Consider the following 14,502-nt stretch of genomic DNA (forward strand, 5'->3'; position numbering starts at 1 on the left):
TTCCAATTTTTATATTATTAATTTTAATTTATTCTACTGACTTTATATTATTTGCGAAATAATAGATAGATCCTACTCCAAGAGGTACAAAAATGGCTATGGCCACAAAAATGGGGGTATATGAAACTTTCGCGATAACTGGCACCAAAAAGTTCATGACAATAACTGAAAACACGCCTACCATACCACCTAAACCGGCCAATGACCCTACAGATTTACCGCTAAAAAAGTCGCTGGGCAGGGTTTGGATATTTCCAATGGCAAATTGAAATCCGAACAAGACAATAAATACGATCGCAACAAATTTTTCAGGCGTATCCGCAAATAAAATGGTTGCAATAAGGCCTAGGGCCATAATGACCCCGCCTATGAAAATGGTAGTTTTCCTACCTTTATCAATTGAATTTGTTCTGGAAATTATAACTCCAGAAACGTAGCCGCCTGCAATACTCCCTATGGCCGCACCTACATAAGGAACCCAAGCGAACATTCCAACCTCTTTTACATTAAAGCCATACACGTCAAATAGATATATGGGCATCCAACCTACGAATAGCCACCAGATAGGTTCCAGGAAAAATCTACTTGCAACGATGGCCCAGGATTCTTTATAGGAAAGTATCTCTTTAAGACTTAATCCTTTTTGATCCTCAGTAGCATTTTGATCGGCCAAACTTTGTCCTTCGGAAATATATTTTTGTTCTTCCTCTGTTATCCAAGGATGTTTTTTAGGTCCTGCCTTATTAATTATAAGCCAAGGAATAATCCATAAAAGCCCAATGGCCCCCACTATTATAAAGGTAACTTCCCAACCATAGGCCACAAATAGGAGGGCTATTAGGGGTGGGGCTATAACCGATCCAATGGAGGCACCGGCATTGAACAACCCTTGGGCAATGGCACGTTCTTTTATGGGAAACCATTCTGCATTACTTTTTACGGCACCAGGCCAGTTTCCTGCTTCTGACAATCCTAAAGTAGTTCTGAAAAAGGCCAATGATAAAAACCCTCTCACCGTGGAGTGCAATAAGGTGGATAGACTCCAAATACCTATGCTGATTACATATCCAATTCTGGTACCTACCTTATCGAACAGTTTGCCCGAAAATAATTGCCCCAAGGCATAAGCTACCATAAAAATGTTGAGGATGTAGCTATAGTGATCTTTGGTCAGGCCCAAGGAGTGGGATATGGAACCTTCAACATTTTCATTGCCCCACATAATGGACAAAGCACTTCTGTCTATATAATTAATAACAGTTGCTAAAAAGATAAGACCGATAATGAACCAACGTAATCCTTTAATTTTCATAGTATTTTGCTTTGTTATTATTGTTGCTATCTTATTTATAGGCCATAGAAGGTAAGCGGACGATATATCCGTGCTTTTTAATACTTGAATTAAAGCCGAAAATTTTGGGCGTATTTAATTGGAATTTTATATAACGCCTTCTTTTAGGGTATTGTTCTAAGTATTGGTTCCCTTCAGATTATTTTATAAAAAGTGATAAAAGTGTGCGATTTTACCACTTCTCAAGTTTAAATTAGTTTTTAATATTATAACAATATTGATAGAGCATTTTAAAATGTACTTTCATTTTTTCCTTGGCCAATTGGGGGTCCTGCTTCTTTATGGCCTCATATATATCCCTATGTTCTTGTATACCGATAAATGCAATATTCTTATCACATACATGATATTTGGTGAAATTGGTAATGATTTCCGGAGTTATGGTCAACATAAATGTGTTGATGGTACTGTTGCCACATGCCTTGGCAATTGCCAAGTGGAACAACAGATCTTCCTGTACGGCATTTTCCCCATTTTCCACCTTGGCAGAGTAGGCGTCCAAAGCCTCTTCAATTTGTTTTAAATCTTCATCGGTCCTCCTCAATGAGGCCAGCTTAACTGTCTTTAACTCCAATAATATCCTTGTTTCCACCAAAGATTTGAAATCTGCTTTTTCCAGTCTCAAAATATCGGTGATCATACCATTCATTGCCACGGGGCCAATATCGGCAATAAACGTACCGCTCTGTGGCTTTGATATTAGCAGTCCGTAAAATTCCAAGGTCTGTATAGCCTCCCTTACATTGCTTCTGCTCACTTCAAATTTTTCAGAAAGCTTTCTTTCCGAGGGCAACTTGTCTCCTGGTTCCAAGTTTTTATAATTAATAAAATCCCGGATTTTGGATATAATATCTTTCTGTATTACGTCGTTTTCGTTTTTAGGGAGAATGTCTATTTTCATTTCTATTTTATAAGTTCTAAATTGGTTAACCAAATTGGTTGATCAAAATTACACAAAAACAACAGCCGAAAGAAATTTTAAAAATTACGATTCCAAAATATGGGTTTATTTATTTCAGTTTTAAGAAATTTACCGGCCAGACCTTAAGCTGGTAAATTCCAATTAAAAAACCAACCGTAATACTTGTTTTTATTATCCTACTTATTTTTAGTAACCTTCATTTTGTGTTATAACCCCATCGCTTGCAAGAATTTCCGAGTTTGGTATAGGAAACACATTATAGTCACTGCTGATCGTTTCTCCCATTTCTATATTTACGGTACCCGTTCTCACCAAATCGAACCATCTATGTCCTTCAAGGGCCAACTCCACTCTTCTTTCGTCTGCTATTGCCTGTCTAACGTCGGCTTGCGAGCTTACGGTTCCGGTTAAACTATTTAAACCTGCCCTCGTGCGTATTGGATCCAATAATGGAAGTACAGTTGTTGCAGCAACGTTATTTTCGTTCAGTGCCTCAGCGTACATTAGAATTACATCGGACAATCTAAGGTCTATATAGTCTTGATCCAGGGCCCCGGTATATTTATTACTACCATTCATATTTTCCGTGTCAATGGTAAGCGCCTTTCTTAAATCCGTACCTCCACCGGCGGCACTACTGGCGTCAAAGGCGTCAATTAAGCGAGGATCCAAGGGCGTGAGCGATTTTGTATCGGCCCCGCTAAACCATCCTACAAAGGTGGTGGCAGATCCGTATGCGTTTGGAACCGAGGTTGATAATGGGGTAGCAAAAATGATTTCTGAATTACCATCCACTACCACGTTGGCAAAGTTGCTTTCCAAAGTAATCCCTGCAGCCGCTGCACTATTAACAACAGCTCCAAGCGTTGTTGCAGCTTCGGTAAAATTACCTCTATATAGGTATACTTTTCCGAGAAAAGCCTGAGCTGCTATTTTGGATGCGCGCCCACTGGTCAATCCAGAGTTATCCAATCCAGCTATAGCGTCTTGAAAGTCGGGAATGATTACATTATTGTACACATCTGCAGCTGGTTGCCTTGTTAAAATGGACAAATCGGATGGACTGGGGGCAGGGGATAAATTGACGGTGACATCACCAAAAACCATTACCAATTTGAAGTAGGACAAGGCCCTAAGAAATTTTGCCTCGGCTATCTCAGTGGCATCAGTTGAATTATCAATGACATTGTTGGTACTTAAGATCGCCTTGTATAAATTGCTATAGAAAGGTCTAAAGAATTGCTCTACCAAATCCAAACCACCCAAATCTGCATTGTATGTGTCAAATGCCGTATACGGGCTTTCCAGCATCAACATATTGTCGGCCCTGAAGTCGCCCATCACCCCTAGTGGTGTTGAACCACCGGATTGATAGTAATACGCTGCATTTAAAACGGGTCCAAATTCCTCCAAAGCACTGGATTCAAGTAATAAGGGCGGCGTTTGGTCCAAATCGTTGTCACAGGCTGTTATCAACAACACGGACACTATTGCTAGATATATAGTTTTCATTTTTTTCATGATTTCTTAATTAAAAATTTACATTTATACCCAAGGTAAAACTTCTTACTATAGGGCTTGCACCTTCCTGGTATCCGTAGGTGGTTGGACCCGCATAACCGGAATTTTCAATCTCTACACCTTCAGGGTTGAACGAGGTATAATTATCTGCCATTATATACAACAAATTGGTAGCTGCCAGGTAAATTCTCATAGAACTTAAGCCTATTTTATCGGTTAAATCCGAATTAAGGGTATATCCTAAAGTAAGGTTTCTCAAGGCTGCAAACGAGGCATCTTGGATCCCTGAACCATGTGCATTCCTGGTCTCCTGATAAAACTTGCCACTGGCATCGGCAATACCGTCATCATTGGCATCAAAACTGGATTTTAATCTCCCGCCAAATTGTGATTTCCAGTAAATTGGATCGATATTGTAAAGTTCTGCTCCCTGTGACCCTTGGAATTGGAAGGAGAAATCAAAATTCCTGATGTTCATTGAACTTGAAAGTCCCCAATAAAAATCAGGTGTTGCGGATCCCAACTTTACATAATCTTCCTCATAGGTAATTTCACCATCACCGTTTTGGTCTACAACATACCATTCCCCGCTACCGTATCCAACGCCTCTGGAGGGATCTGACATATGTATCGTTTCAACCTCACCAGTTACTTCATACCCCCACATTTCACCAATTTCACCTCCTACATAGTTTCTAAACTCTGGACCTCTACCACTTGGACCACCGTAAATTTGCCTGGGCAGTTCGGTCAGTTCCCCTAGACTGGTAATTTCCGATTTGGCAGTTGATACATTGGCATTGATATTCCAAGAGAAGTTTTCATTGGAAACTATTTTTGTATTAAGTTCAATTTCCAAACCGGAACTGGTTACATCACCACGATTAAGTTTTATGGCAGGAGTTCCAAGAACTTCTGAAACACTTTGATTGATCAACATATCTTTTACATCAGAGGTATAATAGTCTACACTCAATCTGATACGGTTATTTATAAACCCTGTATCAAGACCATAGTTGGTCTCTTTATTGGTTTGCCACGTTAAATCCGGGTTTGCGATATCCTCAGGAATTAGAAAACCTGTGCCATAAGCGGTGGGTGAGGTACCCAAAATGCTTAATGAATTATATGAACCCAAGAATGAAGCTGTTCCCAAAGAACCAGTACTAAACCTCAGTTTAAATAGGCTAAACGTATCACGATCTCCGAAGAAAGATTCATTGTGAATATTCCAGCCTAAGGATAGTGCTGGGAAAACTGCGTATTTTTCATTGGCTCCAAATCGTGAATCACCGTCCCTCCTAATGGATGCCGAGAGTAGATAACGATCATCAAATGCATAGGCTATTCTTCCAAAAAATCCATTTCTTGATTGGGTTTCATCAATCTCATTGGTTATAACATCTGCAGGGTCGAAAAAATCATAATTTAAAGGCAGGCCAAATGGTACATTTGTTCCATTGTTTACAATTCCCTTGTAATAGGTATTTACAAACTCCATTCCAGCAACGGCAGAGATGTCGTGCTTCTCTGCAAGTACTTTTGCATAACTCAGGGTAGTTGTACTTAATACGGTGGATTTTTTAATATTGGATATGTCCAACTCTGTTTGATTGGAACGTTGTTGACCATCCGATAATATTCCATGGTATTCGTAGGTCTGTGTGTCTTCCAGATCTGCTCCAAAAACTGTTTTTATATTCAGCCCATTTATAATTTCATATTGCAAATAAGAACTTACATTTCCAAAATAGGTCTTTTTCCATCTTCTGGAATTGTCAAACTTAGCGGCAACACCTGCATCTCCTGTTCCTCCAATACCGTTTTGATTTCGGCCGTATTGCCAATCGTGGACTACATCACCGGGTTGCAGGTCATAGATACTTGTAGGGTCCAGACCGATACCTCTATAATCCTGGTCAAACGATCTACCTATGTTATTTCCAGTAAATCCAGAATCGAATAAGGCCTGTCTATTACGATCCAATTGCTGAACGAAATCAATTGAGGCTTGCGTATGGTATATAGGACTAATGCTATATGATCTTAAAAGATCCCTCATTTCCCAAGGAACAATATCTTGTTTTCCATAATAACCATTCATGCTCAACCCGGCCTTTAACTTGGAACCCAAGTTGGCATCTAGGTTCATACGTCCGTTATACCTTTCATAGCCTTGCCCTTTTACGATACCATCGGTTTTTAAGTAACCAATTGAAGCAAAGGCCTTTAGGTTTTCGGACCCGCCGCTCACACTGAAATCATGATTGGTTGTACTACCATTTTTGAAAAGCCAGTCTTCTATACTTACCACATCGGGCGCATTGGCGTATGCATCCAGTCTGTAAGCCAATAACCCTGGGTCGGTTTCGGAAAGATCATAAGCACTGGTCTGTAACTCTTTGGCCCATTCTCCTGCTGTCTTAAGCATTTCGATGTCCTTCACATACTTGCTTGAGGTACTTGCATAGGAATTATAACTAAAATTAACTTTGCCCGATTTTCCTTTTTTGGTAGTTACCAGAATAACACCGTTGGCACCTAAAGAACCATAAATAGCGGCAGAAGCTGCATCTTTTAATACCTCTAGACTTTCTATATCGTTGGGGTTAACGGTGGCCAAATTGCCTGAAATTGGATAACCATCCACAACAATTAGTGGTCCCGAATCACCGGAAACAGAAGAGGCCGCCCTTATTTGGATTTTTGGATCCGCACCAGGTTCTCCACTTTGATTTTGAATCCTCACTCCAGATAACTTACCTGCCAAAGCATCATCCACACGGGCAACTTGAACAGCAGCAACTTCATCTCCACCTACTTTTGCCACCGCTCCGGTTAGGTGCGATTTTTTAATGGTACCATATCCAACTACCACTACCTCATCAAGTTGACTTGCGTCTTCTTGCAGGGTGATATTTAATTGTTCTTGATTTGTAATAGTTATGGATTGGGTAACATATCCCAAAGATGAAAATTGTAATACGTCCCCATTTTTTATCATAATTTGATAATTTCCATCAAAGTCGGTTGCCGTTCCAGTGGTAGTATTGGCAATAATTACGTTCACTCCGGGCACTGGGACCATGGCAGCATCGGTTACCGTTCCGGACAGCGTACGACCATCTTGGGCGAACAGTGCAATATTGAATAACAATACTACTGTTAGAATTAAATTAGTTTTGAATTTCATTAGTGATTTAATTAAGTTAGTAACAAGTGATTAAAAATGGCTCATTGTCCATTGGTTCCTAATTATGTGATTTTTTCACATTAAGTCCTTCAACTTACTTAAACACATTACTGCACTAATATTAAATGAAATTGTTTAGTTTTGCAGTAGATATGCTTATAGTAATATTTGCATGTTTGGGTATTACTTCCCTTCAGAACGAAGTAATCTTTTTACAAAAGGATGGGTGTGCGCCCGTCCTTTTTTTTGTCTAATCCTTTAATCTGTTTTTTAAGTGTTTTTCTATAAGCATGTTCCTATCGTTATTGGTTTTTTGGTAAACCAAACTGGTAAACCAAATTGGTTTACCAAATATATGTTATTTAATTGTTAATTAAAAATTTAATTACAATTTTAGAGTGTTAAAATTTTATATCTGCTAATTGTAGGTTGTAAAAATTGGCAATTTCGTAATTGGTCTCTTTTAAGAAAAGGCGAGTCCACCGTTAATATCGATGTTGGCCCCTGTAATAAAGGAAGTTTCTGAAGATGCAAGGCAAGCCACGGTATTGGCAATTTCCTCTGCCGATCCTTCCCTTCGAAGTGGGGTCATTCCTGCTACTTTCTCCCTTACGTCATCGGTAGTGAAGGTATCATGAAAGGTGGTGGCGATCATACCGGGACAAAGAGCATTTACCCGAATGTTTTTCGGGCCTACCTCTTTGGCCAGTCCCCTTGTAAAGGTCATGATGGCCCCTTTGGAGGTTGCATAGGCTATGGATCCTCCGCCTCCGCCATCCCTACCGGCCTGGGAGGCTATATTTACGATGGAGGCCCCAGATTTCATATGGGGCAACACTGCTTGTGTTACCAAGAAGGTAGAATTAAGATTTAACTTAATAACCTTGTCAAAAAAAGCTTCGTCCATCTCTGCTATTGTTTTTCGGGCAACCAGGCCGCCGGCATTGTTTACCAGTACGTCTATTGTATCACCATAAGTACTTGTCGCTTCCAGCACGAGTCTGTCTACTTCTGATTTTTTGGTCACATCGGCCTTGACTATTATGGCATCCCCTCCGGCCGATTTAATTGCGTTTAGGGTTTCTGTGGCATTGGCCTCATTGCTATAGTAATTTACTACCACCTTGGCACCTTCCTTGGCCAATTTAAGGGAAATGGCCTTTCCAATATCCCTGGTTCCACCTGTAACAATGGCTATTTTTCCTTTTAAATCCATATGTGTTGTTTATGACATAAAGTCTTCCCAAAAAGGGCGTTATATTTATAATTACTGTTTATCTCCAAAATAAGATACCTCCCCACCACTTAAGAAATCTTCTCTTACAGGACTAAATGTGTCAATTAGTATCCCTTCTTCCAAACAAACTGCACTATGCAGTAGATTAGGTTCAATATAAACTCCATCTCCGGCTTCCACAATTTTCTTTTCACCATCAATTTCGAATTCAAATTTACCTGCAACACAATAGGTAGCTTGTGTGTTAAAATGCTGATGCGGGGCACCTAATGCGCCTTTCTCAAATTTCACTTTTACCATCATAATTTGGTTATCGTAACCTAAAAACTTTCTTGACACTCCTCCTCCAAGTTCTTCCCATTTCATTTCTTTTGAGATGATGTACTTTTCACTAAATCGTTTCATTTTTTTATGATTTTAATATGTCTTTACTCTTTTTTAATAGCGATCAACTGCTTTATATGAATCAATAAGATCTACTTTGGAGGTGTACCAGGACCAACTGTTGCTTCCCTAAACCATACTTCCGTATAGCAACCATTTTCATATTGTTGGGCGATATCCCCTCCATAGGTTTCCGCACCTGCAAACCAAACCATGTTGCTTGCCGGACTTTTTCCATTGGTCTGGTTGTACGCACCTTGTTTAAAATAATTCAACTCTCCACTATAGGCAGTGGGACGTTCAGTTCCATCTTGCCCAATAGGGACAAATAAATACTTCATCTGTTCAGGAAAATCCGATTTTTTCACATATTCAGATGATATTAAATTTTTGGTAAAAGTTTTGGTTTCGTGATCTTTGCTTTTGAAGGTTAGATACATGATTCCCTTGTAGACATTTACTTCATAACTGAATTCTTCTCCCAATTCAATTCCATTCCTAGGCTCCGCGGGATAGTCGTTTTTACCTTTTCCAAGCACGGACATATCGTGCCCCCAAACCGCATTGGAAAATTCCCACCTACCAGAATTGTCATCACCTGCTGGATTTATTTCATAATTCCAAAAGACGGAACCTTTAGTGTGACCAGGAAATTTTTTGTAAAATATTTTTAGGGGTTCATTTTCGTGTCCTTCACCACTGTGAATTTGTCCTACAACAGTTGAATAAGAGGCGGCAACTCTGGCATCGCCGGAAATGGAGACCTGCATTACCTTGCAGGTACCTGTTAGCTTACCACCTTCTTCAGGCAGCCATTCCCTTTTTTCGTGTAGCTCGGTTCTGGTATTACTGGAGTTTTTTGAAGTGACACCGGAATTTGGGGTTTTGTAGACTACCCAACGTCTTGTACCGTCAATCACGGTGTAGAAGAAATCCTTATGTTCAAACTCCGTAATATCTTCCACCTCCGTACCGTTGCCCAACAATATTTTAAATTTATCCATAAAAGGAATCACCTCATTTGGATAAACCGTTTTCGTATTTAGGCCGTCATTCGCTTCAAAATAACCAGCATTGGAAATGGCATCATCGCTGATTGTGATATCTGCAGATTTAAACCATACCTCGGCGTAATTGCCATCTGCATATTGTTTTTGTAGATCACCACCATGGGTTTCGGCACCAGAGCACCAGACTTTATTAACCTTAGGGTCTTTTCCGTTCGTTTGGTTGTACGTACCCAATTTAAAAAAGAGGCCCTCACCGGTATACCCTTCCTTACGCTCGAGACCATCCTGACCTATGGGTACAAATAATTTCTTGGTTTGTTCTGGCATGTCTGAAGGATTTGTATATTCAGAGGAAATAAGATTTTTGGTGAATGTTTTGGTTTCATGGCCGTCACTAGTAAATGTTAGATGCATCATACCCTCCTTTATAACCACTTCATAACCGAACTCCTCGCCTAAGGCAATTCCATCTACTGGTTCTGGTGGATAGGTGTTTTCATCAGTTCCAACAACAGAAAAGTCATAGCCCCATATAGGATGGGAATAATCCCACCTTTTTGAATTATCATCACCGGCGGTATTGATTTCGTAATGCCAAAAGACAGAGCCCTTTTCGTGGCCAGGAAATTTTTTATAAAAGATTTTAAGAGGCTCGTTTTCGTGCCCATCTGCACTGTGAATCTGACCAACCACTACTGAATAGGTTGAAGCAACGCGGGCATCGCCCGTAGTGGACACGTTCATTACCTTTAGGGTGGCTTTCAATGTGGCCTCGGTCAGTGGTGACCATTTCTTTAATTGGGCCAATTCGGTTCTGGTATTATTCGAAGTACCATGGGTATTTCCTGCATTTGGAGTTTTGAATACCACCCAATCGCCATGGTCATCACTCTCGGTATAAAAGAAATTTTTGTTTTCATAGTCAATGGCCTGACCCACATTGGAACCGTCACCTAGGATCAAATTCCAATGTTGAAAGAAGGGAATGATGTCGTTTGCACTTGGACCAATCGCTACTTTTTCAGTTTTGTCCGTAAATTTTTGCTTTTTGTTTTCTTTACAGCTAATAAATAGCAAGATGGTACTCATCATGAATAAGTAGGGTACAGAAACCGAATTGAATACTTTAAAGCTCATATTGTATGGGTTATGGTTACTATAAAAACCGAATAAAGTCTATTTTTAACGGCACGGATTATTTCTTCAACAATCTAAACAGAATCTTTTGCCAGATGGTTTTACCCGTACTTCCATGACAACGGAAGCTACTCAAAAACAGGGCGAAAGTGAATTAACAAAAAAAATTGGTTTACCAGATTGGTTTACCAAAAATACGTAAATTTGTCGAACCACCAAATATTTAACAATAAATAGGCTTATTAAATTTCCTATTACTAATAAATGGAGGTGAAACCAATAATTCGGCAAATGTTTTATTTACGTTGGGCGATTGGTTTAATACATCAATTTCATTTGTAAATTCTCCTCAACCCTGATTTCTCCGGAATTGTGGAATTTATTGTCCGAATGCGAATTATTTTTGGCTCCCCAAAGCAAGGCTACTAGTTTAACCGGGTTATTGCTAAAGGTGTTTTTGGAAATATCCACATTTACAATGCCATGGGTGTTAAGTAGAATGCCATTTTTCTCCTGGGCTCCGCAATTGGTGAAGGTACTATTGGTAACCAACAGATTGCCTCCAATGGTAGATTCGTCATAACCCCCGCGATAGTAGTCTATCACATTTCCTTTAACATGCTGGAACCTGCAATTGTTTACGGTTAGATATTCAGCGTTATAATCTCCTTTATCGTTGGTTTCTTCGGATAATTCCAAGCCGTTTTCGCAATTGGATATGGAAGTATTTTTAAAACTTATGTGCTCTGCAAAGGACTCTTTATAGACTTTTAAGACATAATTAAAATCACTGATATCGCAATCGGACACAGTTAACCCAAAATGTGTAAACATATTTTCTTTTAAACTGGCGAATGCATACTGGGAATTGTTTCCTTTTATGGTTATATTTTTAAGGTTTAAAAATCCCTTAGGTCGAAGTTGGAATAGGGGTGATTTATCTTCTCCCAAATAGTTGAGCACCACTTTTGATGTATCCAAAGATTGAATGGTCAGCTTTTTACTGATTATCAGGGATTGCGGTATTTCATGAGTTCCTGCTTCCAGCGAAAGGATATCCCCATTATCCGCTTCATTGATTTTGGATTGAAGACTTTCAGCAGTGCCTACCATTATGGTTTTCGGTTCTCTTGCTTCTGCTTCAGCAGTATACCAGCTTGGACCATATTTGGACCTATCCAATATTTTCGGGTCTTTAAAATCCGTATAGGTGAATGCCCCAATGGAATTGTTGTCAGCTCTTGTATTTCCGACCAAATCCGTGGATATATTTTCAAATTCGAAGCCTTGATAAGGTTCAATAGTTATCTTGGTAGAAGGGATAAAAATATTTTCCCCAATTTTTTTAATATCAAAATTAACGGCCTCCAACCCGTCATAAGCTTTAAATTCCACACCTTGATTATGGATGGCATTGCTTTTAAAGCTAACACCATCGGCCTTATCGTGTTCAACAATCGGTGAAGCATCACCTATTTCATTATAAATTACGTTGTTGGCAATTATGGTCCTAATGGGTCTTGCCGAACGAATTTCCGAAGGAGGTAAAACATCTTCCTGACTTAAATTTTGACCAACTCCGAATTGCCAGGGGGAATCACAATTTACATAGGTATTGTAAGCAACCACTACATCAGTAACCTGATTGTATCTGTTTAAGGGCGATTTTGGAATTCCGTTCATCACGGCCAAGGCACTTCTAAAATTCTTCCCTTTTATATTGTAGAAGTAATTGTTGGTTACCCAATGGCCGGTATTGATTATTCTGATACCTCCTATATTCTCGTTTTTACCATCGCCTATAAAGTAATTGCCCTCAATGATGCAATAATTCCCGTGTCTTGTTACCAAAGACCCCTCGCTTTTGTAGAAGACGTTATTTCTGAATTCATTGAAGTTGGTTTTGCTGGAAATAATTTCGACTTCACCGTTGCACTCTTCAAATAAATTATTGGCAACTCTTGTATAACTTGGGGACATAGAGGAGTAGCTATTGCCAATTTGAATGGTCTCCCCACTAGCACCCCCTTTGGGAGGTCTTGGTCCAAAGTGGTTGTTAATGATTTTGTGGTAATTGTTTATGCTCTCATTGCCTTCCACGTCCACCCTAATAGTTGGCCCGCGATTTGTTTTTCCAGCAATGTAGTTGTTGCTCAAGGTATTGTGCCTTCCCCAGAATTGAACCCACAGATCCGTGTCGTCACGCTGCATTTTATTAAAATCCTCAATAACACAATTGGTAATGGTGCAGTAGTTTCCAATTGTTTGTTCGTCCACTCGAAATTCCAATACAGCTTCACTGGGTGAAAAACCATTCCTAAAGTGCAGACCCTCGACCACTAGATACTCTCCACCAAATTTTAAATCGGATACCCCTTCAATAAAAACTTTACCAGGTGTTTCAGCTTTAATTGTAATGGGCTTATCTTCCGTGCCTTCACCCATAAATTTAATCTGTACATCTCTCCATACACCATTGGCCAGCACAATGTTATCACCGGCCTTTACATTTTTTATGGCTACTGCCAATTCTTCTGGTGTACTTACAATTTTAGTATGCGGATTGGTCTTATCCCCACACGCACCTAAAAAAAATAAAAAGCACAGTATCGTTACTATTCTTGTCATAACTAGAAACTCTAAGGAAACACTAATAATTATTAATTGGTTAACCAATCTGGTTAACCAAAAATACGTATATTTGTTGGACTAACAAATTTTTAACATAAAAACTGGGTAATAATCTATAAAGCAACCTGTAAAATGAAGAAAAGGACAATTTACGAAAGAAGGGATTTTATTAAACTTGCCGCAATGGCTGGTGCCGCCATCCCATTGATGGGATTTGATGAATACATGGTTAACCCTATTTCCAAATGGGGCGGGAATCTGGAGGTACATTTGTTTTCCAAACACCTTCAGTTCCTTAACTATAAGGATATGTCCGAGGCTGCGGCGGAAATGGGCTTTAACGGATTGGATTTGACGGTAAGGCCAGAGGGGCACGTATTGCCAGATCGCGTATCCGAAGATTTACCTAATGCGGTCGAGGCCATGAAAAAGTATGGTCTAAACCCTAGACTGATGACCACCAACGTTATTGATGTTCAAAACAAGGAACACAAATCCGTATTGGAAACGGCCAGCAAAAGTGGTTTTTCCCATTATCGTACTGCTTGGCTAAGTTATCCTGAGAATAGGGGGATACCAGAAAGTCAGGCAATCTATGGCCAACAGTTGAAAAATTTGGAAGTATTGAATAAACAGCTGGGTCTTATTGGTTGTTATCAAAATCATGCAGGCAATCATGTAGGGGCGCCTATATGGGATTTAATGCCAATTCTTCAGGCCACCAAAAACGAAAATATTGGTTGCCAATATGATATAAGACACGCCGTTGTGGAAGGGGGTAGCTGTTGGGAACTTGGATTACGACTTATTGGACCTTTTATTAAGACTATAGTCATTAAAGATTTTAAATGGGGCACAGTGAATGGACAGTGGAAGCCCATCAATACTCCGTTGGGGGAGGGGATGGTAGATTTTGACCGCTACTTTTCATTGCTTAAAAAGTATAACATAAACGTGCCTGTATCCCTGCACTTGGAGTATGGCTTGGGTGGCGCTGAACACGGAGCTGCCAAAATTAGCATTGACAAAAAAGAAGTCTTTGCACAAATGAAAAAGGATTTGACCTTCCTTCAGGAAGCTTGGCAAAGAGCCGAATAATTAGGGAGAACCAAAGAA

The 14,502-nt window shown here is 39.6% G+C and carries 9 protein-coding genes; 1 reads left to right on the top strand and 8 read right to left on the bottom strand.

What is annotated here, in order from left to right; genetic code table 11:
* Positions 1–28: 28 nt before the first annotated feature.
* The 8 genes from C7972_RS08110 to C7972_RS08145 form a co-directional block, all read right to left on the bottom strand.
* On the bottom strand, positions 29–1,312 hold the full coding sequence (locus C7972_RS08110; RefSeq protein ID WP_110355709.1) for an MFS transporter: 1,284 nt from the start codon (positions 1,310–1,312) through the stop codon (positions 29–31).
* Positions 1,313–1,544: 232 nt separating this feature from the next.
* Positions 1,545–2,252, bottom strand: coding sequence for a FadR/GntR family transcriptional regulator (locus C7972_RS08115; RefSeq protein ID WP_110355710.1), 708 nt, complete (start codon positions 2,250–2,252; stop codon positions 1,545–1,547).
* 207 nt (positions 2,253–2,459) lie between these two features.
* On the bottom strand, positions 2,460–3,794 hold the full coding sequence (locus C7972_RS08120; RefSeq protein ID WP_220020880.1) for a RagB/SusD family nutrient uptake outer membrane protein: 1,335 nt from the start codon (positions 3,792–3,794) through the stop codon (positions 2,460–2,462).
* A gap of 10 nt (positions 3,795–3,804) precedes the next feature.
* Positions 3,805–6,987: a TonB-dependent receptor gene (locus C7972_RS08125; protein ID WP_110355711.1), complete on the bottom strand. Its 3,183-nt coding sequence runs from the start codon at positions 6,985–6,987 to the stop codon at positions 3,805–3,807.
* A 463-nt stretch (positions 6,988–7,450) separates the two neighbouring features.
* Positions 7,451–8,203, bottom strand: coding sequence for an SDR family NAD(P)-dependent oxidoreductase (locus tag C7972_RS08130; protein ID WP_110355712.1), 753 nt, complete (start codon positions 8,201–8,203; stop codon positions 7,451–7,453).
* A 51-nt stretch (positions 8,204–8,254) separates the two neighbouring features.
* Positions 8,255–8,629 (bottom strand): cupin domain-containing protein, encoded by a 375-nt coding sequence (locus C7972_RS08135; protein WP_110355713.1) that lies wholly within the window; start codon positions 8,627–8,629, stop codon positions 8,255–8,257.
* A gap of 71 nt (positions 8,630–8,700) precedes the next feature.
* A complete protein-coding gene (locus C7972_RS24290; protein WP_309148919.1) occupies positions 8,701–10,755 on the bottom strand; it encodes a polysaccharide lyase family 7 protein in 2,055 nt (684 codons plus the stop codon).
* 318 nt (positions 10,756–11,073) lie between these two features.
* On the bottom strand, positions 11,074–13,383 hold the full coding sequence (locus C7972_RS08145; RefSeq protein WP_110355714.1) for a chondroitinase-B domain-containing protein: 2,310 nt from the start codon (positions 13,381–13,383) through the stop codon (positions 11,074–11,076).
* Between the two features lie 135 nt (positions 13,384–13,518).
* Here C7972_RS08145 and C7972_RS08150 point away from each other — a divergent pair, with 135 nt between their 5' ends.
* Complete coding sequence (locus C7972_RS08150; protein ID WP_110355715.1) at positions 13,519–14,484, top strand: sugar phosphate isomerase/epimerase; 966 nt, start codon at positions 13,519–13,521, stop codon at positions 14,482–14,484.
* The last annotated feature ends 18 nt before the right edge of the window (positions 14,485–14,502 follow it).

This window comes from Arenibacter sp. ARW7G5Y1, from assembly GCF_003201775.1.
Lineage (GTDB): Bacteria > Bacteroidota > Bacteroidia > Flavobacteriales > Flavobacteriaceae > Arenibacter.